Genomic DNA, 25215 nt, shown 5'->3' on the forward strand with positions numbered 1-25215 from the left:
ATGGCTTCTTATTTAGATTTTGAAAAAAATATTCAGCAAATTGATGAGGATTTAGCAAATGCTAAAATCAAAGGCGATGATGAAGCAGTAAAAATTTTAGAAAAAAATCTTGAAAAAGAAACTCAAAAAGTTTATAAAAATTTAAGCGATTACCAACGCTTACAGCTTGCAAGACATCCTGATCGTCCTTATGCACTTGATTATATTCAAGCTATATTAAGTGATGCTTATGAAATTCATGGCGATCGTGCTTTTAGAGATGATCCTGCTATTGTGTGTTATGCGGGTTATATAGGTGGTAAAAAAGTTATTGTTATAGGTGAGCAAAAAGGTAGGGGTACTAAAGATAAACTTCATAGAAATTTTGGTATGCCTCATCCTGAAGGTTATAGAAAAGCTCTAAGAGTGGCAAAAATGGCTGAAAAATTTGACATACCGGTGTTATTTCTAGTAGATACTCCGGGTGCTTACCCAGGAGTAGGTGCTGAAGAGCGTGGTCAAAGTGAGGCTATAGCTAGAAATTTATATGAGTTAAGTGCCCTTAAAACAATCACTATAGCAGTAGTTATAGGTGAAGGTGGAAGTGGTGGTGCTTTAGCCATAGGAGTAGCTGATAAACTTGCTATGATGAAAAATTCAGTTTTTTCTGTGATTTCACCTGAGGGTTGTGCTGCTATTTTATGGAATGATCCATCAAAAAGTGAAGCTGCTACTAAGGCGATGAAAGTAACTGCTGATGATTTAAAAACTCAAGGTTTAATAGATGATGTTATTGAGGAACCAATGAGTGGAGCTCATAGAGACAAAGAAAACGCGATTAAAAATTTGAGTGATTATGTCTTAAAAGCTATAGAAGAATTAGAACAATACGATAAACGCGAATTAGCTGCATTAAGAATGCAAAAAATCTTTAAATTTGGAGCTTTTGCTGAATGATTTGCATTTTTATGCAAATTTCAACTTTTTTTAAAAAAACTATTGTATAATTACAACTTCAATTCAGTGGTTGGATAGCTCAGTCGGTAGAGCAGCAGACTGAAAATCTGCGTGTCGGCAGTTCGATTCTGCCTCTAACCACCATTCATTTTCTATTATAAAAATCATCTAATTCTTGAAGTTCATTTTCGTTAAATCCTGCTTGAATTCTAGCTGTTTTGTTATATACTTTTCCTAAAAGATTAAATTCTTTATATTTGGCGCAAAGGTCAATATAATTATCATTTTCGTTTTTTGCATAATTCCACCAAAAATCCCCTTTATTTACATGTTTAATTTCATCATTTAATATAATGGTAAAAATTTCACCAAATAAACTTTTTATAGGATGATTGGTTGTGTTTAATTTTTCTAAAACAAAAGGATTAGCATCAAGTCCTTTTGCTTCAAGCCCTCTATGGACTATGCCCATTCTATGAGCAAGATTATCTTTGGTTAAAAACAAGGCTTTTTCAAGATTATCATGCGCATGGAAATCTCCATATTTAAAACCAAGTTCATTTAAAGTTTTTTCTAAAAGTAAAAAATGCTTAATTTCCTCATCAGCTACTTCAAGCCAATCTTGATAAAATTTCAATGGCAAGTTTTTAAACCTATAACTAGCATCTAAAGCCAAGTTTATAGCACTATATTCTATATGCGCAACTGAATGTAAGATTTTAGCTAAAGATAAAGTGCTATTTGCTTCTTTTGGACGCCTTATTTTCATAGGATGAAGGATTTTAACTTGTGAGTTTTCACAAATGATCGCTTCATGGGAATGATTAAAATCATACAAATTAGCTTTAAAATTTTCATAAAATTCATTAAATAATTCAATCTTTTTAAAAATATCTTTATGATATAAAATTTTTTCTAATTCCCCAAAGAAATTTCTTTTCATTTTTAAACCTTGTTAAATATTATATAAGATAAAAAAGTATAATATAAAAATTTTGAAAATTTAAAAAGGTTTGCTAAAAATATGTTTAATGTCATACATGCTCTTTTTTTTAGAGAGCTAAAGACAAGATTTGGTATTAATAAATATTTGGGCTATTTTTGGGTGATCGGAGAGCCTATGATGGTGGTTTTGGTAATTACTTCCATTATAACAGCTATAAGAGAATTTCATCATCAAATCATGCCTGAAGGTGTTTCCATCTTTTTATTTTTAGCAGTAGGAATTATACCTTTTTTTATGTTTAGAAGCATTATTACTCAGCTTTTAAATGGCATAGGTGCAAATCTAGCTCTTTTTGCTTATAAACCTATTCGCCCTATACATGTTTTTATTGCTAGAACCATGCTTGAGTTTTGTATTTATTTTACTATTTTTATTTGTGTAATGTTTTTAGCAGGTTGGTTTTTGCATATGCAAGTTATACCTAAGCATTTTTTAGAAGTGATGTTTTCATTTTTTTTGCTTGTGATGTTTGGCTTTGCTATGGGAATGTGTTTTGCTATAGCAGGACATTTTGCAGAGCCTTTAAAAATGGCTTTAAATTATTTAAATATAGTTTTATACTGGACAGCTTTGGTGGTATTTCCTATATGGATAGTTCCAAAACCTATTTTAGACATTTTATATTATAATCCGCTTTTGCATATCATGGAACTTTTAAAATATAATTTTTTTCAAAATTATCCATTGCTTGATGATTATAATTACTACTATCCTATTGTATGTTTGAGTGTGATTTTGTTTTTGGGTTTGTTTTTTTATTATTTTACTAGAGAAAAGTTGATAGCGGTGCGATGATAAAATTAGTTAATTTAACCAAATCTTTTCCTTTGCGTAACGGTGGAAGGCATTATGTTTTTAAAAACTTAAGTTTTGAATTCCCTGAAAATTGTAGTATTGGCTTGATGGGGCGCAATGGTGCTGGAAAATCAACCTTAATGAAACTTTTAAGTGGTTCCTTGCTTCCTGATAGAGGTAAGATTATCACTAATAAAAAATTATCTTGGCCATTAGGTTTGGCAGGTGCGTTTCAACACAGACTTTCAGCAAGGGACAATGCACGCTTTGTGGCTAGAGTATATGGTTATAAAGGAAAGGCTTTAGAAGAAAAGATTAAATTTGTTGAAGATTTTGCTGAGCTTGGTAAATTTTTTGATGAGCCTATGAATACTTATTCAGCAGGTATGAGTGCTAGGATATCTTTTGGCTTAAGTATGGCATTTGATTTTGATTATTATTTGATTGATGAAGCAGGTGCTGTGGGAGATCCTAAATTTAGAGAAAAAAGCTCTAAAATCTATAAAGAAAAGCTAAGTCAGTCAAAAGTTATCATGGTTTCGCATAATGTAGCTGAAATTAAACAATGGTGTGATAAAATTATATTCATGCAAGATGGACAAGCTACTATATATGATGATGTAGATGAGGGCATAGCGGTGTATCAAGGAAAAATAAATGCAAAATGATTTATTAAAAAAGTTTAAAAATTTAAAGATACTTAATTCTTTTAAAATAGTATTGATTTTAACAGCATTTGTTGTATTTTATTATGTTTTCATAGCAGCAAATCGCTATGTAAGTGAAAGTATTTTAAGTGTGAAATCAACCACAGGAGATAGCGGAGCTATTACCGGAATAGCTGCTTTTTTAACTAATAACTCTTTTTCAAGCGAGGATATAACTTTCTTAAAATCTTATATTCATTCTTTAGATATGCTAAATATCTTAGAAGAAAAAATACAAATTCGCGAGTTATATCAAAAACAAAAACTTGATTTTTTTTATAGTATTTCTTCATCAGCTGATCAAGAGAATTTTTTAAAGTATTATCAAAACCGTGTTAAGATTATTCAAGAAGACTCAGCTAATGGGCTTTTGCGTGTAGAAGTTGAAGGTTTTGATCCACAAAGTGCACATTTGATAGCTTCAACTATAGTTAAAGAAAGTGAAAAATTTATCAATGAAATTTCACACAAAGCCGCAAGAGATCAAATGCAATTTGCTGAAGAAGAACTTTTGCAGTTTAAAAAAAGATATCAAAAGGCTAAAGATGAGCTTTTAGCTTTTCAAAACAAATATGGAGTATTTGATCCACTCAAACAAGCAGAAGGTGCTCTAAAACTCATTGCTGAACTTGAATCAAAAATAGCAGCCAAAGAAGCTGAGCTTTTAATGATGCAAAGCTATATAAATGATAATGCACCACAAATTGTTACTATAAAAAGTGAAATCACAGCCTTAAAAAAACAACTTCAAAAAGAAAAATCTAAAGTTTCATCCCCAAAATCTTCTCAAAAGCTTAATGATCTTGCAGCTAAATTTCAAGATCTAACCATAGAAGCAGGTTTTGCAGAAAGCGCTTACACAGCTGCATTAAAAGCTTATGAGAGCGCTAGGATAGAAGCTTTAAGAAAGATAAAACAAGTGGTTATAGTGCAAAGTCCAAGTTTACCTCAAAGTGCTAAATACCCAGAAGTTTTGTATAATATACTCACAGCTTTTATGATTTTATCTTTGATTTATGGAATTGTTAAATTTATTAAAATGATTATAGAGGAGCATAGATACTAATGAAAAAGATATTTTTACTTTTACTTTTACCTTTGTTTTTATTTTCAGCGGTAGATGTTTCTCAAATTGCTAAAATTCAAAATCAGCCATTAACTCCATCTTTAGAGCCACAAATTATAAATTATGATAACAACCAAAGTGATTTTAATCAAACTCAAGCTCCGATAACTAAAGTTTTTGGTGCGCATTTATTTAACGGAAACTTTACTAAATTCACCCAACATGTTTACAATCCTGATTATAAATTAGCAGTAGGCGATAGGATTAATGTAAAAATTTGGGGTGCAGTAGAGTTTATACAAACCTTAACAGTAGACTCTCAAGGAAATATTTTTATACCAAAAGTAGGTGCGATTAATCTTTTGGGTGTGAAAAATAGTGCTTTGGTTCAAGTTATTACAAAAGCTATTAATAAAATCTATAAAAGCAATGTCTATGTATATGCGGATATGGATATTTATCAAAATGTATCGGTATTTGTTACAGGAAATGTAAATCAACCTGGTCTTTATCAAGGACTAAGTTCAGATTCTATTATACAGTATTTAGATAAAGCAAGTGGAATTAATTTAGAATATGGTAGCTTTAGAGATATTCAAATTTTAAGAGATAATAAAGTTATTAAAAAAGTAGATTTATATGATTTTTTACTTAAAGGTCAGCTTGATCTTTTTCCTTTTAGAATGGGTGATGTGATTTTAGTGGATAGTGTACAAAAGTATGTTTTTGTAGAAGGAGATGTGCAAAAGCCTTTTAGATTTGAGCTCAGTAATGATATTTTAAATTTAGAAGATATAGCCAAAGTCGCAGGAGCTAAGCCTATAGTAACTAATGCAGTGGTAAAAAGCTATAGAGATGATCATAAATTACATGTGGATGCATATAGCAAAAAGCAGTTTTTAGGTGTGAAGTTATACAATGGTGATGAGATAGAATTTAGACCTGATTATACAGCACAAAATATTAGCATTAGTATAGAAGGTGAGCATAGTGGTTTGCACTCGGTGGTAATAAAAAAAGGTACAACTTTAGCTGAACTTGCTAAAATGATTACAGTTAATGATCAATCAAACATTAACGCCTTACAGGTTTTTAGAAAAAGTGTAGCAGCTACTCAAAAACAACTTATTGAAGCTCAGCTTAAAGAGCTTGAAACACTAGCTCTAACAAGCTCTTCAGTCAATGCTGAGCAAGCTAGCATTAGAGCTACTCAAGCGAAAACGATTTTAGAATTTATTGCGCGTGCAAAACAAGCTCAGCCAAAAGGACAAATCGTTATAGACAATGTCAAAGCGTATAATTCTATAGTATTAGAAGAAGGTGATGTAGTAAATGTACCTAGTAAAAATAATCTTGTTTTAGTTCAAGGTGAAGTTTCTATACCAGGTGCATTTGTGTATATGGATAAAGAAAAATTAAGATATTATATCAACCTAGCAGGTGGTTTTAGCGATAGAGCAGATATATCAAGGGTTTTAGTAATCAATGCTAATGGTAAAGCAACTAAATACAGCGGTAGAAGTGCAGCAGATATCAAAGCGGGAGATTCTATTTTGGTTTTACCAAAAGTAGATAGTCAAAATTTACAAATCTTTAGCATGTTAACACAAATTTTATATCAAATAGCTATTGCAACTAATGTAGTGTTAAATATATAGGAATTTAGATGAGTCAAATCGATGCAATTAAAATAGCCAAAGAAGTTTTTGAGATAGAATCAAAAACAATTTTAGATTTACGTGATAACTTAGATGAAGGTTTTAATAAAGCAGTTGAGTTGATTTTATCTATTAAAGGCAGGTGTGTTGTAAGTGGCATGGGTAAATCAGGTCATATAGGAGCTAAGATAGCTGCAACCTTAGCTAGCACAGGCACTCCAAGCTTTTTTATGCATCCGGGTGAAGCATTGCATGGAGATCTTGGTATGCTCACAAGTGAGGATGTGCTTTTGGCTATTTCAAATTCAGGAGAAACTGAAGAGGTTTTAAAACTCATACCAGTGATTAAAAAAAGAAAAATTCCTTTAATTGTTATGGCAGGAAATCAAAACTCTACTTTAGCTAAACAAGCAGATATTTTTATAAATATAGCAGTAAAAAAAGAAGCTTGCCCACTTCAGCTTGCTCCAACTTCATCTACTACGGCTACCTTAGCGATGGGTGATGCTATAGCAGTGGCTTTAATGAGGGCAAGGAATTTTAGACCTGATGATTTTGCTTTATTTCATCCAGGAGGAAGCTTGGGTAGAAAGCTTTTAACTAGGGTGAGTGATTTGATGGTATCAAATAATCTACCTATAGTAAGCCCTGAAAGTGAATTTAATGAGTTGGTTGATGTGATGACTAGTGGTAAGTTAGGACTTTGTATAGTACTTGAAAATGAAAAGCTAGTTGGGATTATCACAGATGGAGATTTAAGAAGGGCTTTAAGGGCAAATGATAAGCCAAGATTTGATTTTAAAGCTAAAGAAATCATGAGTGAGAGTCCAAAAACCATAGAAGCAAGTGCTATGGCAAGTGAAGCAGAAAAGCTTATGCTAAAACATAAAATCAAAGAGATAGTTGTCATTCAAAATGAAAAAATAGTAGGTATTATACAACTTTATGCGATAGGAAATGTGTAAGTAGTTTTTATATAAGGAGTTGCAATGAAGGGCATAATTTTAGCAGGTGGAAGTGGTACTAGGCTCTATCCAATAACAAAAGGCACTAGTAAACAATTGTTGCCAATTTATGATAAACCTATGATTTATTATCCATTATCGGTTTTGATGCTGTCTGGAATAAAAGAAATTTTAATTATATCCACACCTAAAGATTTGCCAAGATTCCAAGAATTACTAGGAGATGGATGCGAGCTGGGAATTACATTGTGTTATAAGGAACAGCCAAGTCCTGATGGCTTGGCGCAAGCTTTTTTGTTAGGTGAAGAATTTATAGGTAGTGATGATGTTTGCTTGATACTGGGTGATAATATTTTTTATGGTCAAGGATTATCATATTTGCTGGTAGACAGTATAGAAAGAGCAAAAAATAATTCTAAGGCTACTGTTTTTGGCTACTATGTTAACGATCCTGAAAGATATGGTGTTGTAGAATTTGATCAACAAGGTAGAGTGATTAGTATAGAAGAGAAACCAGAAAAACCAAAAAGTAATTATGCGGTTACAGGGTTATATTTTTATCCTAATGATGTTGTATCAAAAGCAAAGCTGGTAAAGCCATCAAGCAGAGGTGAATTAGAGATTACTTCTTTAAATCAAATATATCTTGAAGAAGAAAGATTAAATGTTGAGATTATGGGGAGAGGTTATACATGGTTTGATACAGGTACGCATGATTCTCTATTGGATGCCAATATTTACGTGCAGACATTAGAAAAAAGACAGGCTTTAAAAATAGCATGTTTAGAAGAAATAGCTTATAATAAAGGATATATCACCAAAAAGCAATTGCTAAAGCTAGCAAAACCTTTATTAAAAAATCAGTATGGTCAATATCTATCAAAAATATCAGAGAATATTTATTTTAAATGAGTTTTGATGCAAATAATTAATACGAATTTTATTGATGTTAAGCTAATAAAGAAAGAATTGTTTTTTGATAATAGGGGATATTTTACAGAAGTTTTTCACCAAAAAAAAATTACAGAAAAAATATGTAAAAATATAGATTTTGTTCAAGAAAACGAAAGTTGCTCAAAAAAAAATACCATAAGAGGTTTGCATTACCAAATACATCCTTTTGCGCAAACTAAATTAATAAATGTTATTAGCGGTAGAATTTTAGATGTGATTGTAGATTTACGCAAGGATAGCCCAACTTTTTTAGAACATATTAAGATTACAGTAAGAGCTGAAGATAATATATTGTTGTTTGTTCCCCGTGGATTTGCGCATGGTTTTATAGCATTAGAGGATTTTACAAAAGTTTCTTATATGGTTGATAATTTTTATAATCCAAAGAGTGAAAGAGGTATATTGTATAATGATCCACAGTTAAAAATTGATTGGGGTATAAATGATTCTGATGTTTTAATTTCCGATAAAGATCTGTATTTGCCTACACTCGAGCAAATTCAAGATTTTTTTGATTATAATGTGGATTATTATGAATAGAAGTATTGCTATCTTGGGCTCTAATGGTCAACTAGGAAAGACTTTTCAGGAGTTATCTAGCTTGTATAAAAAAAAATATAGTATGTTTTTTTTTGATAAAACACAATTAAATATACAAGATAAAAATTTACTAGAGTATTTTATTGATAAATATAAGTTTGATTATATAATTAATTGTGCTGCATATACTGATGTGAATTTAGCGGAAGTCAAACAGAAAGAAGCTTATATGCTTAATTATAATAGTGTTGAAAATATAGCAGATTTGGCTAAAAAATATAATTTAACTTTTATTCATATTTCTACTGATTATGTTTTTGATGGTAAAAGTTGCACTCCTTACAAAGAGGATGACAAGACAAAGCCTTTGAATGTTTATGGCGAGTCAAAACTAAGAGGTGAGCAAGCAGTTATAGATGTTAAGCCAAAAAATACAATTATCATAAGAACATCATGGCTATACAGTAATTATAAAGGAAATTTTGTCTATACTATACGAAGTCTTGGTAAAAAAAAAGAAGAGATTAATGTTATCTATGATCAGATAGGGACACCTACATATGCCAGAGATTTAGCTGAAGTAATTTTAAATATTTTACCATATATACAGAATGATAAACCAGAAATTTATCATTATTCTAATGAGGGTATTGCTAGTTGGTATGATTTTGCAAAAGAGATAATGAAATTATCGCAATTAGATTGCAATATCAAACCTATAGAAAGTAAAGATTTTTTAGCATTAGCTCCAAGACCTTCTTATACTGTATTAAATAAACAAAAAATTAAAGAAAAATTTCATATTGAAATTCCATATTGGAGAGATAGTTTGGAAAAATGCATAAGTATGTTGCAGAAGGATGATATTTTATGAAAAATTTATTACTAACAGGAACAGCAGGTTTTATTGGTTCGAATTTTGTGCCGTATTTCTTAGAGAAATACAAGGATTATGTTTTAATCAATCTTGATCTTTTAACGTATGCAGGTAGATTGGAAAATTTAAAAGAGTGTCAAAATAATCCTAGATTTAAATTTATAAGAGGAGATATTTGTAATCAAGAGCTGGTTCAATTTCTTTTTGAAGAATATAACATCCAAGGTGTTATTCACTTTGCTGCAGAATCGCATGTTGATAATTCTATTAAAAATCCTGAAATTTTTATTCAAACAAATATAAATGGGACATTTAACCTGCTAAATATAGCATACAAACATTGGATGAAGAAGCCATTTGTATATAAAGAGAAATACCAAAATTGTAGATTCCATCATATAAGTACAGATGAGGTTTATGGGACTTTAGGGGAATGCGGTTTTTTTACAGAAAATACCCCTTATGCTCCAAATTCACCTTATTCTGCTAGCAAAGCTAGTTCTGATATGCTTGTAAGATCTTATCATGAAACCTATGGATTAAATACTATTATTACTAATTGTTCTAATAATTATGGACCAAAACAGCATGATGAAAAATTAATACCTACAATCATACGAAATGCATTGGCGGGTAATAAAATCCCAATTTATGGAGATGGGAAAAATATTCGAGATTGGTTATATGTTTTGGATCATTGTAAAGGCATTGATCTTGCTTTTCATGATGGAAGATCAGGCCATACTTATAATATTGGCGGTAGAAATGAGAGGACAAATCTACAGATTGCTTATAAAGTATGCGAATTATTAGATCAATATAGACCAAAAGATATTAGCTATAAAGCACAAATTGCATTTGTGGAGGATAGGGCAGGACATGATAGACGCTATGCTATTGATGCTAGTAAAATTGAAAATAAACTTGGCTGGAAAGCTGATGAGAATTTTGATACAGGTATAATAAAAACAGTAGAGTGGTATTTAAAAAAATATGAATAATACAGTTGCGGTTTTGCTTGCCACATATAATGGTGAGAAATATTTAAAAGAGCAAATTGACTCGATTTTAAATCAAACTTATAAAGATATTAAGATTTATATAGGTGATGACTGTTCAAAAGATAGCACTATTGATATTATTAGAACTTATAAGGATTTATATCCCAATAAGATTATATATTATCAGAATAACACAAATATGGGGTTTATTAAGAATTTTGAAAAGCTTCTTCAAAGTTGTAGTGAGAATTATATGGCCTTCAGTGATCAGGATGATATCTGGTTGCCTAATAAATTAGAAGAACAAATGAAAGAAATAATCAAAATGGAAAAAAAATGTAATTTACCAATAATGTGTCATAGTGATTTGATTATGATAGATGAGGATAAAAAAATTCTATATAAATCTTTTTTTAAATTTAAAAAATACAAAATAAACTTAAAAAAAGATTTGGGGCATATACTTGGACCTTGTGGAGTGATGGGTAATACTATGATGATAAATAAAGCTTTAAAAGAAAAAATATTACCATTTCCAAAAAATATTAATTTTCATGATCATTATATAGCTATTATGTGTGAACTTTTTGGAAAACGAATAACATTAAGTGAATCTTTTGTTTTGTACAGAATTCACCAAAACAACACAAGTAATTCAAAATTAAATATTAAAAAGAAGAAAAATACAACTTTACCTTATCTTGAACGAAATCTTGATTGGCTGGATAATATTAAACAGGATTTAAAAAAAAATGATCTGTTGATTATAAATAAATTTCAATCTTATATTCAAAATCCAAAAAATATGTATTATTATTTAGAATTAATTAGATATAATTTAATAAAAAGAAGTATTGTTTATCGTTGCAAATTATTTTTTAGATTTTTATATAATGTGTATTGGAAGATTAATGAGTGAATTTTATAAAATAATAGATTTTAATGCTTTAGGAGGCCAAAGCGATGGTTTTCTGGTGGCTTTAGAGAGTAATAAAAATATACCTTTTGAAATAAAAAGAGTTTATTATATATGGGGTAATCAGCAAGATAAAATAAGAGGACAACATGCACATAAGGATTTGGAGCAAGTTGTGATATGTGTAAAAGGAAGTTGCGATTTTATTTTAGATAATGGTTTTACTCAAAAGCTTATTCATTTAAATAAACCAAATCAAGGGCTTTATATAGGTAATAATATTTGGAGAGAATTTACCAATTTTTCAAAAGATTGCGTTGTGATGGTAGTTGCCTCTAAGTATTATGACAAGCAAGATTATATTAAGAATTATTCTAATTTTTTAGATGAGATTGGTAGAAAAATATGAATTTTCGTGATATGAAGAATTATGGTGAAAAATACGCAAGCGGGGAGCATGATTTTGAGAATATTATGGTGAAATTTCGTAGAGAAAAAGTATTGCAACTTTTAGAAAATTACCATGCTAAAAATATTTTAGAAATTGGTTGTGGTATGGATAGTTTATTTAATTACTATAAAAATTATGAAACTTTTACACTGATAGAACCTGCAAAAGTTTTTTTTGATAAGGCACTAAAAGATGCTAATAAAAATAAAAAAATATTTCTAATTAATGATTTTTTGGAAAATACAATACCGCATTTAAAAAATAAAAATTTTGATTTTATAGTATGTTCTAGCTTAATTCATGAAGTTGATAATCCTAGTGATTTTTTAAATCAAATTTTTTTACTAATGAAAAATAATTGTATTGTACATATTAATGTTCCAAATTCTAAATCTTTTCACTTATTGTGGGCATATGAGAGTGGATTAGTTAAAGAGATTGGGAAGTTAACAAATACTGCAAAGCAACTTCAACAAAATACGACTTTTGATATACAAAAACTATTATCTTTTATAGAAGTTTTTGGTGATAAAATAAAAATTTTAGATAGTGGTTCTTATTTTATAAAACCATTTAATCATAGTAAAATGTCAGAATGTTTAAAAGATGAAATAATAAATTATAATTTATTAAATGGTTTAAATAATATGATTAAATATATGCCAGATCTAGGAGCAGAGATTTTTGTAAATTTTAAAAAGATATAGGAGGTTTGAAATGCAAAAAATAATAATTATAGGAATTGGCGAAATAGCAAACATTGCTCATGAATTTTTTACTTATGATAGTAATTATGAAGTATGCGCCTTTAGTGTTAATGAAGAATATCGAATTTCAGATACATTTAAAAATTTACCTGTGGTTTCGCTAGAAAATATAGAACAAAAATTTAATCCGAAAGATTATTTAATATTTGTAGGTATTGGAAATGGTGAATTAAATTATCAAAGAAAAAAAATTTACAATCAATTAAAAGATAAAGGATATTCTTTCGCCTCTTATATTTCTTCTAAAGCTCTTGTATGGCATAATGTTGAAATAGGTGAAAATTGTTTTATATTACCTCATAATGTGTTGGAACCATATGTAAAAATAGGCAATAATGTAACTCTTTGGAGTGGAAATCATATCGGTCATCAAACCATCATCAAAGACCATGTTTTTATTAGTTCTCATGTTGTAATTTCTGGGTTTTGTGAAATTGGAGAAAATACTTTTATGGGGGTAAATTCTTGTGTTGCGCATAAAATAAAGATAGCTAGGGATAATTTTATAGCACTGGGTACAGTGATTAATAAACATACTGAAGAAAATAAAATTTACAAAGGAAGTTCTTCTGAAGTGTCAAAAATTCCTGCTAAAAAATTTTGTAAAGTTAAAGAGTAATATGAAGTGGAGAAAAAAAGGGCTGATTTTTTGCCCAAATCACGAAAGTGAATGGATGGATAATTCTTTTTTACAACCAACCCCTTTGTTGATGAAAAATAGTATTAGAATTTTTGGAGGAATTAGAGATAAAAAGGGTGTTGCTAGAATAGGTTATGTGGATGTAGATAAAAATAACCCTAGCTGTGTTATAGATTATTCTAGAAAGCCTATATTGGATATTGGTAAAAATGGAATGTTTGATGATAATGGCGTTTCTCCAACAAGTATTGTCGTAAAAAATAATTTATTATATATGTATTATTCTGGATATTCTTTAAATGTGAAAGTACGTTTTACTGTATTTACTGGTTTAGCAATTAGTCATGATATGGGTAATACTTTTGAAAGAATTCAAGAATATCCTATTACAGATAGAGCCAAAGGGGAGGAGTTGTTTAGGGTTGTTCATTCTGTAATTCAACATAATAATGTTTATAAATTTTGGTATGGTGGAGGAAATTATTTTTTAACAGGTAAAAGAAAAACTTTACCAGTTTACGATATTCGATATATGGAATCAGATGCTTTAACTAGTTTTCCGCAACAAGGACAAATTGTTATTCCTATTGATGAAGGAAATCATAGAGTAGGAAGACCATTTGTATTTTACGAGAATGGTTTATTTAAAATGTTTTATGGCTATGGCAGTGAAACTTATCCTTATAAATTAGCCTATGCAGAATCTACAAATGGTATAGATTGGAAACGTAAAAATATTAATTTTGATTTAAGTTCTTCGGGATGGGACTCAGAAATGATGGCATATCCATCTTTCTTAAGAGTTAATCATAAGGCTTATTTATTTTATAATGGCAATAATTATGGATATGATGGATTTGGTTATGCGGAGCTTATAGAAGAATGATTAAAGTTGTACAGTATAGCCCTGATTTAAAAAATCTATGGAATGATTTTAATAAGAAATCAAAAAATGGATTATTTATGTTTGATAGAGATTATATGGATTATCATGCTGATAGATTTAGAGATCATTCTTTATTGTTTTATGACGATAATAAAATATTAGCTTTACTTCCATGTAATATAAAAGATAATATTTTGTATTCACATCAAGGACTAACTTTTGGTGGATTTATAATAGATGAAAGTATGAAACAATATAAAATGCTTAATTGTTTTGACACTCTAAAAAAATATATGATTAATAATAATATTAAAAAATGTATATATAAAAGTATTCCATATATTTATCACAAGCTACCATCAGATGAAGATTTATATGCTTTGTTTTTAAATAATGCAATTGCCTATAGAGTAGATTGTTCAACAACTATTAGCCTGAAGAAAAAGATAAAATTTAACAAGGGAAGAAAAGCACAAATTTCTAAAGCAATAAGAGAAGGTGTAAAGGTTGCTTTAAGTGAGGATTTTGACTCTTTTGTTGTATTATTAAATTCTGTTTTGCAAAAACAACATGGTGTTAGTGCTGTACACAATGCATATGAGTTGAAGTTATTATATGGTAGATTTCAAAAGAATATTTCTTTATATACTGCAAGTTTTAATGGAGAAATTATAGCAGCAAGTTTAATCTATATATATGATAACTTAGTGCACACTCAATACCTTGCCTCTAATGACAAGGGAAGAGAATTGGGGGCGTTAGATTTATTAATCAAAACTTTGATTGATAAATTTAGTGATGATAAAATATATTTTGATTTTGGTATTTCAACCGAAAATGACGGAAAGAAATTTAATAGTGGATTATCAGCTCAAAAGGAAAGTTTCGGAGGTAGAACAATTACTCATATGACATATGATTTATCTGTAGATATAAAAGGAAAATAATGTATATTGAAAAAGAATTGTTAAATTATAAATTTTGTTTTTTCTATCCTCATCGTCAACGAATTAGTGGTGGGTTGCAATATTTTTATGGAATAGCTAATTATATTGCTTTGAATTCAAACGTAGATGTTTATGTTTTAAACTATAAAGATAGTTATATTAACACTTTATTTGATTGGTCGGATAAACTAAATATTATTAATTATGAAGATAAATGTGAAGAATTAGATGATAGTACAATTTTTTTGGTATATTCTAATATGTTACCTTTATTTTTAGAAAAATTTTCACATTTAAAAAATGCAAAAATTGTTATTATAGATTTTCATTTATATGGATGGCAAATACTTTTCAACAATTTAGGCATAAAAAAAAATATAGTAGAGCAAAATAAAATTTTTCAATTGCTTTATGAAAGTCAAAGTTTAGCTTTTATGGACTATTCTTGTTGGGAAAATACTTGTAAAATGTCGAAGTTGGAATATCTAAAAAAATATATTCCTGCCTTTTCATTAAATAAAATACCAGATGTAACAATAAAAAGAAAAATACAACAAGATGATTATATTGATATTGGATATATTGCACGATTGGATAATGATAAAATTTGGCAGTTGATTAATTTGTTAGATAATCTATATTTGTTGCAAAGTAGCAAAAAAATCAAAGTTCATATTATAGGAGATGGGAATTGTAAATCGATTATTCCGTTTCATCATTATCAAAAAAGATTTGAAATTTCATTATGTGGATATCTAACAAAAGATGAATTAAATAATTATTTATTAAGTAATGTTGATTTTTGTGTGGCTGTTGGCATGGCAGCGCTAGATATTGCTATGTTGAAAATACCAACTGTTATTCAATATTATAGTGAAAAAAAATTTTTTTGTAATGAATTTATATTCTTGCACGATTGTTTTGATGGTATATTGGGAGGAAAAAAAGAAACATTTGATAAACTCAATTTGCAGATAAATAATATTACTCAAATACTTCAGAAAATTATAGAAAATAGAGATGTAATTGGGGAAAAATGCTTTCAATATGCTATTGCAAATCATTCATTAAGACATTCTTCTTTGAATTTTTTGGATATAGCTTTAACTACTAAGTTAAATATTGAAATATGTTTGAAATTAAAATCAATAAAAAAATTTGTAAAAGAACTTTCGATAATGAAAAATAATGGTTATGATGCAAGTGATTATATAAAAATTAAAAATGAAAAATTTACAAATAATATATATCTTAAAATATTTTTTAAAAAAATAAAAAATTTTATTCAAAAAAGATATAACAGAAAAAAAATATCTTTAAATAATGATACTGTAAATGAATATAAGATTTTAAATTTTACAACTTTGTTTAAAACTTTTGAAAGTCATAAAAGAAAACTTTTTTGTTTCCATGTGCCAATTTTAGATTATGATATACCAATTCTAAAAAAGGTTTTTAATAAAAATACTATCTCATTTAAATTATTTGCTTTAATTCCATTGTTTCATAAGACAATTAATATAGAAAACAAGTATAATAATATCCAAAAACATTATGAGTATGTTCGTCAGGACATAAAAAAGGCTGTTTTGCTTGGTGGAAAAATACGTGTTGGATTTTTTCTAGTGGAAGTTTCACAATATGATAGTTTAATATTGGCTATGGAAAATTCTACGTTATTTAAGCCTTGCGTTGTGATTATTCCTGATGTTGCAAGAAAAGATCGTATGATAGAACTTATGCATACTTCATATAAAAATTTTAGCAAAAAATTTCAAAATGTTATTATGGGTTATGATGAGGATAATGATGAATATTTAGATTATTCAAATGATTTTGATATAGTATTTTTTTCAAATCCTTATCAATCTATGGTTCATGAAAAGCATTTTATATGGAATTTTTTAAATAAAAAAGTTTTAACTTGTTTTCAAAATTATGGATTTTTTACTTTAATATACGGAAGAACACATATAGCGCAAACTCCATTTTATAATTCATGTTGGAAAATTTTTGTAGATTCTCCGGAAAATTATCAGGATTTGCTGATTCATCAGCCAATAAAAGCAAAAAATACTTTTGTATCTGGTTATTGCAAAATGGATGATCTTGATAATTTTATTCGAACACCAAGTTTAAGAAAAAGAATATTATTGTGTCCTCATCATACGATTAATATGAAGGCACTAGCAATTTCTAATTTTTTAAGGTATTCAAATTTTTTCTTAGAATTACCAGAAAAATATCCAGAAGTTGATTTTATTTTTAGACCGCATTTGTTGTTATTTTGGACTTTAAAACAAATTTGGAGTGAAAAAGCAACTAATGAATATTTGAATAAAATGAAGTCTTTTCCGAATGTTTTTTATGATGATAATAAAGATTTTAAGCAATCTTTTGTTGATTCTGATGCAATTATTCATGATTGTGGCTCATTTACAGCGGAATATTTATTTATGAATAAACCAGCATGCTACATGCTTAAAAATGAGGAACAAATTCAAAAGGATTTTCTTCCAATTGGACAAAAATGCTTAGAGAATTATTATAAAGCATATTGCGAAGACGATATTTGTAAATTTATTGAAGATGTTGTAATTGTTGGTAATGATGAGTTAGCTCATCAAAGGGCAGTTTTTTCAAAAAAATTAAAAATGAATTTCCCTAAAGTTGGTGAAGGAATTTTATATCACATTAAAGAGGAAATAATGAAATGAATAATTATGCAATTATATTAGCATCTGGTTCTGGAAATAGATTTGGAGCAAATAAACCAAAACAGTTTTTAAAATTAGCTGGAAAGACTATACTAGAACACACAATTGAAATTTTTGAAAGCGCTGAAAATATAAATAAGATTATATTGGTTATACATCCTTTATATCAAGAGTTTATAGAAGAACTAATTTTACAAAATAAATATACTAAGATAATGAAAATTTTAAAAGGTGGAGATTCAAGAAAGGAAAGTTCTTTTATTGGCATAAATTCAATTGAGGATGATGAGGCAAATGTCTTGATACATGATAGTGTAAGGCCATTTTTAAGTCACAGAATTATTAATGATTGTATTCAAGCTTTGGAAAGATATGATGCTGTAGATGTTGCTATTACATCTTCCGATACTTTAATTGAAAAAAATGGTAATGAGATTGTTGCTATCCCTGATAGAGAAAATGTTCTAAGGGGTCAAACACCTCAATGTTTTAAATTAAGTTTAATAAAGAAAGCTCACTTGCTCTCTAGGCGAGATGATAATTTTACAGATGATTGCGGTTTAATTGTTAAGTATGATTTAGCTCCTATATATATTGTTAATGGCGATCATCGTAATATAAAAATTACATATCCTGAAGATTTAATTTTAGCTGATAAGCTTTTTCAATTTGGTAATGAAGTAGATTTAGATAAAAATTTAAATTTATTCAAAGATTCTGTGTTAATTGTTTTTGGGGGTAATGGAGGTATAGGTAAATGTATTGTAGAAAATGCACAAAATAAAGGCATAAAAGTTTTTGCATTCTCTAGGAGTAATGGTTGTGATGTATCAAATTATAGCGATATAGAGCGAGTATTAGAAGATGTTTTTAAGCATACTGGTAGAATTGATTATATAGTTAATACTGCTGGAATATTAGAAATGGGAAAATTATGTGATAAAGATATTAAAGCAATTAATAATGAAGTAATGATTAATTATATTGGGTCTATTAATATAGCAAAAGCCAGTGTTAAATATTTATCTAAGACCAAAGGTTCTATTCTTTTTTTTACTTCAAGTTCATATACTAGAGGAAGAAAATTTTATTCAATATATTCATCTTGTAAAGCTGCAGTTGTAAATTTAGTTCAGGCATTATCGGAAGAGTTTAAAAGTGATAATATTAGAGTTAATGTTATTAATCCAGAAAGAACTGCGACTGAAATGAGATTTAAAGCTTTTGGAAAAGAAGATGTTAATACTTTATTGGATCCATATGATGTTGCCGAGATATCATTAAAAACACTTGTTAACAAATGCAATGGAAAAATTATAGATATAAAAAAATAAAACTTAAATAAATGAGGATATATTATGATTAAATTTTTAGATTTATACAAAATTAATAATAGGTTTCAAGAAAAAATTAATCATGAGATTAAAGAAATTTTAGATAGTGGCTGGTATATTCATGGCAAAAAAAATGAAGAGTTTGTAAAAAATTATGCCGATTATTGTGGTGTAAAATATTGTTTAGGTGTAGCAAATGGATTAGATGGGCTTAGAATTATGCTAAAAGCTTCTGGATTAAAACAAGATGATGAGGTTATAGTGCCAGCCAATACTTATATTGCTACAATTTTGGCTATAAGTGATAATGGTTATAGGCCTATATTAGTAGAACCCGATATAGAGACTTATAACATTAATCCAAAATTAATTGAAGATAAAATTACACCAAAAACAAGGGCCATTATGGCTGTCCATTTATACGGACAAGCTGCACCTATGGAAGAAATTTGCACTATTGCAAAAAAATACAACTTAATAGTATTTGAAGATGCAGCGCAAGCTCACGGTGCAACATTGAACGGGAAAAAAGTTGGCAGTCTTTCAAAGGCTGCGGCTTTTTCATTTTATCCTGGAAAAAATTTAGGTTGTTTGGGAGATGGTGGTTGTATCACAACCAATGATGAGGAGTTGTATTATAAAATGCAAGCATTGTCAAACTATGGTTCACATAAAAAATATCATAATATCTATAAAGGTTTTAATTCTAGACTTGATGAAATTCAAGCAGCGATTTTAAATGTCAAACTTGTTTTTTTAGATCAAGACAATCAAGAGCGTAGAAAAATAGCAAGGCGGTATTTAAATGGTATTAAAAACCCGATGGTTGTTTTGCCACGAATGCAAGATGAGATGTCTCATGTGTGGCATTTGTTTGTTGTTCGTGTAAAAAATAGAGATAAATTTCAAGCTTATTTGAGTAAAAATAAAATCGAAAATATTATTCATTATCCAATACCACCTCATAAACAAGAAGCTTATAAAGAGTGGAATCATTTATCTTTTCCTATAACTGAGCAAATTCATAATGAGGTGTTAAGTTTACCTATATCTCCTGTTATGGAAGAATGGGAGGTTTCTAAAGTTATCGAGGTGGTTAACCAGTACGATGAGTAGCTCTTTACCTCTGATTTCTATATTAATTCCTGCTTATAATCATCAAAATTATATTCAAGAATGTATAGAATCAGTTATATGTCAAGACTATGGCAATTTAGAATTAATTATTTTAGATGATGGGTCTTCTGACTTAACTTGGCTTAAAATAATTGAATTAGAAAAAAAATGTAGAGTGAGATTTTCTAATTTTAGTTCAATGACAAGACAAAACAAAGGTATTTATGAAACATTGAATGAGTTGATTGAATTGTCAAATGGCGAATATATTTATTTATTGGCTTCCGATGATAGGATTCAAAATGAAAAAGCAATAAGTATATTATATCAAATAATATCACATGATGATAAAATAGTGTTGGCTGTTGGAGATAGTGAAATTATAGATTGCAATTCTAATCGCATAGCTTGGGATATTAAGCAAAATATTGTTAAATTTAATGAAGGGTACAATACTTTCTGGGAGTATTTTTGCTATAAACACCCTAGGGTGAAAAAAATTTCAAAAGATATGAAAAATTTTGGAAGTTATAGAACCCTCATAAAAGGTAATTATATTCCAAACGGTTATTTAATTCGTGCAGAAAAATTAAAAAAAATAGAGAAATTTACAGCAAAAGCACCTATGGAAGATTGGTTTATGCATTTGCAACTTTCTAAATTGGGTAAATACAAATTTACTAATGAAATTTTATTTTCTTATCGTTGGCATGATACAAATACTATAAAAAATAAAAAGAATAATAAAATAAAAAATTTTTTTACAAAATTCTTTTTCTTGTTGTTAAAAAAGGGAAAATATAATGATAAGTGATTTTATTGAGCATATTTTTTAAATCGATTCGAATTAACAAAAAATATGAAATATTATTTAAAATCTAATAATTTAAACCCAAATTTTGTTGAATTAGCTGATTTAATAGATCAAAATAAATATTATAAACTATTAGAATATATAGAAAAACTTTCACAATCAGATTATTTTGAACTGCCACATCCATTTTGTAAAGTTAAAACTAGTGCAATAGTAAATGTATTTAACAATGAGCAAACTTTGGCATCATTAGGTGCAATAGATACTTCGATAGTTCAATTTAGTAAAATTTTGATACAATCTCGCTTAGTGAAAGTGGGATTATGAAGTTTTATACCATATCAAAAAGATTAAAAGAAAATGTAAAAAAATTTTATAAAATAGCTCTATATTATGCCTACAAAAATATCACAAAAGAAGATGTCTTTGTAGGTTGGGGTAGAAAAAAGTCAGGTTTAAAAGCTATAGAGCTTGCTAAAAAGCATAATGCAAATTTTTTACTTTTAGAAGATGGCTTTTTGCGTTCATTAAATTTAGGTGTAGAAAATAGCCCAAGTTTTTCTATCGTCAAAGATGATATAGGAATTTACTACGATGCGACTGCATCATCTAAACTCGAAAATATTTTAAATACTTATGAGTTTAGCTCTAAAGAGTTGGAGCAAGCAAAAAAAGCTATAGAACTCATAAAAAAAGAAAAACTTAGCAAGTATAATAATAATCTTTGCGTACCAAAAGAGCTTTTTAACGATAATGAAGAACGCATATTAATCATCACTCAAGTAGCAAATGATGCTTCTCTTAAATTTGGCTTAGCTAGGGATTTTTCAACTCAAGATATCATAAATGATGCTATCAAAGAAAATCCAAATGCTAAAATATATATAAAAATTCATCCTGATGTATTAAGTGGTAAAAAACAAAGCGACTTTAACGCACAAGATTTGCCAAGCAAATGTGTAGTTATAAAAGAAAATTATAATCCCATAGAATTGCTAAGTTATTTTAAAAAAGTTTATACTAAGACTTCTGGCATGGGTTTTGAAGCTTTGATGTTAGAACGCGAATGTGTATGTTATGGTATGCCGTTTTATGCAGGTTGGGGTTTAACTCAAGATAAGCAAGCGTGCAAAAGAAGGTTTAAAAAAAGAACCCTGGAAGAGGTTTTTTATGCTACTTATATTTTATATAGTGAGTATTTTAATCCTTACTTAAATCAAAAAAGTGATATTTTTGACACTATTCATACTTTAGCAAAGTATAAAAAGATAGAACAAGCTAATTCTAATACTTTATATTTTTTAGGTTTTACTTTGTGGAAGCGTTGGTTTATGAAGCCATTTTTTAAAGCTAAGAATAATAAAATCATTTTTTTAAACTCGCTTGATGAACTTTACAAAGCGAATTTAAATCCTGAGGATAAAATTTTTATTTGGGGTAAAAAGTATGATAAAACTTTGCTAGCTAAATATTTTAGTAATGAAATTTTCTTAGTAGAAGATGGCTTTTTACGCTCGGTTTTTTTAGGTTCAGATCTCACACGTCCTTTTTCTTTAATAGTAGATAGTAAAGGTTTGTATGTTGATCCAAGTAAACCAAGTGATTTAGAAGATATTTTACAAAATCATATTTTTGATGAAAGTTTAAAACAAAGAGTTAAAAAACTCATCACCACCATCACACACAATAAATTTTCAAAGTATAATGGCTTAAAGCATGAAAAATTAAATTTTAATACTAATAAAAAAGTTATTTTAATCCCTGCTCAAGTAGAAGATGATGCTTCTATGATCTTAGGTGGTGCAGGTTTTGACACCTTAAAACTTTTACAAAGCGTAAGAAAGGCTAATGGAAACACCTTCATAGTTTTTAAACCTCACCCTGATGTTTTAAGCGGTAACCGTAAGGGTTTAAAAGATAAAAGTATTATTTTAAAATATTGTGATGAGATTATAGAAAATGTCAGCATAGATAGTGCTATAAATGCTTGTGATGAAGTGCATACCATCACTTCTACAAGTGGTTTTGATGCTCTTTTGCGTGGTAAAAAAGTAGTGGTATATGGTAAGCCTTTTTATGCGGGCTGGGGTTTGACAAGCGATTTTCATAAAATTCCAAGACGCACAAGAATGCTTAGCTTAGAAGAACTTGTTGCTGGCGTTTTGATCCTTTATCCAAGATACATCCATCCAAAAAGTAAAAATTTATGTGAAGTTGAGCTTGCATTAGATATAATGTTAAAAATGCAAAAAGATTATTTTTCTAAATTTTATTTGCGTTGGTTTATGGATATAAGAATTTATATATTAAGAAAAATAAGAAGATTGATAGAATTTATTTTGATTAGATGAATTTAAGTAAAAAGTTAAAAAAATTTTCTGGTAAAAATGTTTTATTGCTCCAAGGGCCTGTAGGAGGATTTTTTCGTAAAATTGCTACAAAAATTCCACAAGCTAAGGTTCATAAAGTAAATTTTAATGGTGGAGATTTTTTCTTTTACCCTTTTAAAAGCATTAATTATACTAAAAGTTTAGCCGAGCTTGAAGACTTTTATAAAAAGCTTTTTGAACAAAAACAAATTCAAGTTATCTTGATGTATAATGATTGTAGAAAAGTACATGAGATAGCCATTAATGTTGCTAAACAAATGGGTATTGAAATATGGATTTTTGAAGAAGGTTATATAAGACCAAATTTTATTACTTTTGAAAAAGATGGAGTGAATGCAAATTCGACTTTACCAAGAGAAAAAGAATTTTATCTAAGTCAGAAAAAATTTGATAAAGATTTTAAATTTAAAACTTTCTCAAGTACTTTTAAAAATATGGCCTTTGCTTCGTTTTTATACTGGCTTTTTGCTTTTTTATTTTCTTGGTATTTTAATAATTCTTTACATCATAGAAGCTTAAAATTATTTGACTTTTTACCTTGGCTTTGCTCAGTATATAGAAAAAATAAATACAAAATCACAGAAAAAAGTTTAAATGAAAAAATTCTTTCTCTAAAACAAAAGTATTTTTTAGCTATTTTGCAAGTGCACAATGATACTCAACTCTCCCATCATTATAAAAAAACTACAGAAAAATTTATAGAAGAAGTGATTATCTCTTTTGCTAATCATGCTAAAGCAAAGTCTTATTTGGTTTTTAAACATCATCCTATGGATCGTGGTTATAGAGATTATACTAAGCTTATAGAAGATTTGAGTTTAAAATACAATGTCGAGGGCAGAATTTTATATGTACATGACTTACACTTACCTACACTCTTAATCAATGCAAGAGGTACTATAGTGATAAATAGCACAGTAGGGCTTTCTGCTTTATATCACAATAGCCCTTTAAAAGTTATGGGAAAAGCCTTTTATGATATTGAAGGTTTGACTTATCAAAAAAGCTTGCATACTTTTTGGAAAGAATGCAGGGCATATAAGCCTGATGCTGTTTTACACGCTAAATTTAGAAATTATGTGATATATAAAACCCAAGTCAATGGGAATTTTTTCAAAAATACTAGTTTAGATTAAAATTTCTTTTTATAGTTTTTTGCAATTTTTTTTAGTTTAAAAGGTAAGCTTAAATAGCCTATTTTAAAGGGAGTTCTTGAAGCTTGCAAAAGCGCATTACCTAAAAGATAAGGCAAGTGTGTTTTGGCTATTTGAGCGTGTTTATAATCCGCATAAGCTTTTAGTGGCGGTAGATTTTTTTGATCTTTTTGATTTTTAAAATGCTCTTTTTTGACTTTTCTTAATTCAAAGGGTATTTTAAAATATCCTAGATAACTTTTGCTATTTTTCATGATAGCTTCTCCAAGCTTATAGCTTAATCTTTCTTTTATCCTTAAACTAGCTCCATAAAGTTGGTTGTTTTGATGGATGAATATTTCATATTCATTTTTTAAGCCTTTGTGATTTAAAAAACGCAAAAGATTATGATTTTGACTTTGTAAAAATGTTTGCATATCAAGTTTTTTTAGTTCATGGTATTCTAGTACTAATTCTTTATAAAATGCTATAGGTGGTATCAAAAGCTCATAAGCATTTGTAAGTTGAATTTTACATTCAATTTTTTTATTATTATCATTTTCTAAAAGTAAAATTCCTATTAAGTCCACATAATCAAG

At 28.4% G+C, this 25215-nt stretch carries 25 protein-coding genes and 1 tRNA gene; 24 read left to right on the plus strand and 2 right to left on the minus strand.

All coding sequences use genetic code 11. The features are described 5' to 3' along the window. Positions 1-936: an acetyl-CoA carboxylase carboxyltransferase subunit alpha gene (locus tag L8U41_RS00750; RefSeq protein ID WP_173787044.1), complete on the plus strand. Its 936-nt coding sequence runs from the start codon at positions 1-3 to the stop codon at positions 934-936. A 68-nt stretch (positions 937-1004) separates the two neighbouring features. Next, positions 1005-1080, plus strand: a tRNA-Phe gene (locus L8U41_RS00755). 1 nt (position 1081) lies between these two features. On the opposite strand, the gene L8U41_RS00760 is transcribed toward L8U41_RS00755, so the two are convergent. Further along, positions 1082-1879, minus strand: a complete 798-nt coding sequence (locus L8U41_RS00760; RefSeq protein WP_263727543.1) for a ferritin-like domain-containing protein — start codon at positions 1877-1879, stop codon at positions 1082-1084. Between the two features lie 81 nt (positions 1880-1960). On the opposite strand from L8U41_RS00760, the gene L8U41_RS00765 reads away from it, so the two are divergent. The 22 genes from L8U41_RS00765 (at position 1961) to L8U41_RS00870 (ending at position 24619) form a co-directional block, all read left to right on the plus strand. Next, entirely contained in the window at positions 1961-2737 is a 777-nt protein-coding gene (locus L8U41_RS00765; RefSeq protein ID WP_263727544.1) for an ABC transporter permease, read from the plus strand. Then, the gene (locus L8U41_RS00770; protein WP_039617525.1) at positions 2734-3405 is read left to right on the plus strand and encodes a capsular polysaccharide export system, ATP-binding protein; all 672 of its coding nucleotides are present in this window, start codon (positions 2734-2736) and stop codon (positions 3403-3405) included. The genes L8U41_RS00765 and L8U41_RS00770 overlap by 4 nt, the downstream gene beginning before the upstream one ends. Next, positions 3395-4510 carry a capsule biosynthesis protein gene (locus tag L8U41_RS00775; RefSeq protein WP_263727545.1) on the plus strand — a complete coding sequence of 372 codons (1116 nt, stop codon included), beginning with the start codon at positions 3395-3397 and terminating at the stop codon, positions 4508-4510. Before L8U41_RS00770 ends, L8U41_RS00775 begins: the two co-directional genes overlap by 11 nt. Continuing rightward, positions 4510-6168 (plus strand): polysaccharide biosynthesis/export family protein, encoded by a 1659-nt coding sequence (locus L8U41_RS00780; protein ID WP_263727546.1) that lies wholly within the window; start codon positions 4510-4512, stop codon positions 6166-6168. Before L8U41_RS00775 ends, L8U41_RS00780 begins: the two co-directional genes overlap by 1 nt. Positions 6169-6176: 8 nt before the next feature. Beyond that, on the plus strand, positions 6177-7133 hold the full coding sequence (locus L8U41_RS00785; protein ID WP_412175015.1) for a KpsF/GutQ family sugar-phosphate isomerase: 957 nt from the start codon (positions 6177-6179) through the stop codon (positions 7131-7133). Between the two features lie 24 nt (positions 7134-7157). Beyond that, complete coding sequence (rfbA, locus tag L8U41_RS00790; RefSeq protein ID WP_263727547.1) at positions 7158-8045, plus strand: glucose-1-phosphate thymidylyltransferase RfbA; 888 nt, start codon at positions 7158-7160, stop codon at positions 8043-8045. A 6-nt stretch (positions 8046-8051) separates the two neighbouring features. After that, positions 8052-8627, plus strand: a complete 576-nt coding sequence (rfbC, locus tag L8U41_RS00795; RefSeq protein ID WP_263727548.1) for a dTDP-4-dehydrorhamnose 3,5-epimerase — start codon at positions 8052-8054, stop codon at positions 8625-8627. After that, positions 8620-9501: a dTDP-4-dehydrorhamnose reductase gene (gene rfbD / locus L8U41_RS00800; RefSeq protein ID WP_263727549.1), complete on the plus strand. Its 882-nt coding sequence runs from the start codon at positions 8620-8622 to the stop codon at positions 9499-9501. The genes rfbC and rfbD overlap by 8 nt, the downstream gene beginning before the upstream one ends. Continuing rightward, positions 9498-10505, plus strand: a complete 1008-nt coding sequence (rfbB, locus tag L8U41_RS00805) for a dTDP-glucose 4,6-dehydratase (RefSeq protein ID WP_263727550.1) — start codon at positions 9498-9500, stop codon at positions 10503-10505. Before rfbD ends, rfbB begins: the two co-directional genes overlap by 4 nt. Continuing rightward, the gene (locus L8U41_RS00810) at positions 10498-11424 is read left to right on the plus strand and encodes a glycosyltransferase family 2 protein (RefSeq protein WP_263727551.1); all 927 of its coding nucleotides are present in this window, start codon (positions 10498-10500) and stop codon (positions 11422-11424) included. Before rfbB ends, L8U41_RS00810 begins: the two co-directional genes overlap by 8 nt. Next, entirely contained in the window at positions 11417-11830 is a 414-nt protein-coding gene (locus L8U41_RS00815) for a sugar 3,4-ketoisomerase (protein WP_263727552.1), read from the plus strand. The genes L8U41_RS00810 and L8U41_RS00815 overlap by 8 nt, the downstream gene beginning before the upstream one ends. Further along, complete coding sequence (locus tag L8U41_RS00820) at positions 11827-12579, plus strand: class I SAM-dependent methyltransferase (RefSeq protein ID WP_263727553.1); 753 nt, start codon at positions 11827-11829, stop codon at positions 12577-12579. Before L8U41_RS00815 ends, L8U41_RS00820 begins: the two co-directional genes overlap by 4 nt. Before the next feature lie 10 nt (positions 12580-12589). Next, positions 12590-13258 carry an acetyltransferase gene (locus L8U41_RS00825; RefSeq protein WP_263727554.1) on the plus strand — a complete coding sequence of 223 codons (669 nt, stop codon included), beginning with the start codon at positions 12590-12592 and terminating at the stop codon, positions 13256-13258. A 1-nt stretch (position 13259) separates the two neighbouring features. After that, positions 13260-14165, plus strand: coding sequence for a hypothetical protein (locus L8U41_RS00830; RefSeq protein ID WP_263727555.1), 906 nt, complete (start codon positions 13260-13262; stop codon positions 14163-14165). Positions 14166-14242: 77 nt separating this feature from the next. Then, complete coding sequence (locus tag L8U41_RS00835) at positions 14243-15112, plus strand: GNAT family N-acetyltransferase (RefSeq protein WP_263727556.1); 870 nt, start codon at positions 14243-14245, stop codon at positions 15110-15112. After that, complete coding sequence (locus L8U41_RS00840) at positions 15112-17829, plus strand: hypothetical protein (RefSeq protein WP_263727557.1); 2718 nt, start codon at positions 15112-15114, stop codon at positions 17827-17829. The genes L8U41_RS00835 and L8U41_RS00840 overlap by 1 nt, the downstream gene beginning before the upstream one ends. Continuing rightward, entirely contained in the window at positions 17826-19163 is a 1338-nt protein-coding gene (gene ispD, locus L8U41_RS00845; protein ID WP_263727558.1) for a 2-C-methyl-D-erythritol 4-phosphate cytidylyltransferase, read from the plus strand. Before L8U41_RS00840 ends, ispD begins: the two co-directional genes overlap by 4 nt. A gap of 24 nt (positions 19164-19187) precedes the next feature. Continuing rightward, the gene (locus L8U41_RS00850) at positions 19188-20279 is read left to right on the plus strand and encodes a DegT/DnrJ/EryC1/StrS family aminotransferase (RefSeq protein ID WP_263727559.1); all 1092 of its coding nucleotides are present in this window, start codon (positions 19188-19190) and stop codon (positions 20277-20279) included. Continuing rightward, complete coding sequence (locus L8U41_RS00855; RefSeq protein WP_263727560.1) at positions 20272-21093, plus strand: glycosyltransferase family 2 protein; 822 nt, start codon at positions 20272-20274, stop codon at positions 21091-21093. Before L8U41_RS00850 ends, L8U41_RS00855 begins: the two co-directional genes overlap by 8 nt. Before the next feature lie 45 nt (positions 21094-21138). Beyond that, positions 21139-21420, plus strand: a complete 282-nt coding sequence (locus L8U41_RS00860; RefSeq protein ID WP_263727561.1) for a hypothetical protein — start codon at positions 21139-21141, stop codon at positions 21418-21420. Then, positions 21417-23444, plus strand: a complete 2028-nt coding sequence (locus L8U41_RS00865; protein ID WP_263727562.1) for a capsular polysaccharide biosynthesis protein — start codon at positions 21417-21419, stop codon at positions 23442-23444. Before L8U41_RS00860 ends, L8U41_RS00865 begins: the two co-directional genes overlap by 4 nt. Further along, positions 23441-24619 carry a capsule biosynthesis protein gene (locus tag L8U41_RS00870; protein WP_263727563.1) on the plus strand — a complete coding sequence of 393 codons (1179 nt, stop codon included), beginning with the start codon at positions 23441-23443 and terminating at the stop codon, positions 24617-24619. The genes L8U41_RS00865 and L8U41_RS00870 overlap by 4 nt, the downstream gene beginning before the upstream one ends. Here the strand turns inward: L8U41_RS00870 and L8U41_RS00875 are convergent. Then, positions 24616-25206, minus strand: a complete 591-nt coding sequence (locus tag L8U41_RS00875; RefSeq protein ID WP_263727564.1) for a hypothetical protein — start codon at positions 25204-25206, stop codon at positions 24616-24618. The genes L8U41_RS00870 and L8U41_RS00875 overlap by 4 nt on opposite strands. Positions 25207-25215 lie beyond the last annotated feature (9 nt).

The organism is Campylobacter sp. RKI_CA19_01116, from assembly GCF_025771405.1.
In the GTDB taxonomy this organism is placed as follows: Bacteria; Campylobacterota; Campylobacteria; order Campylobacterales; family Campylobacteraceae; genus Campylobacter_D.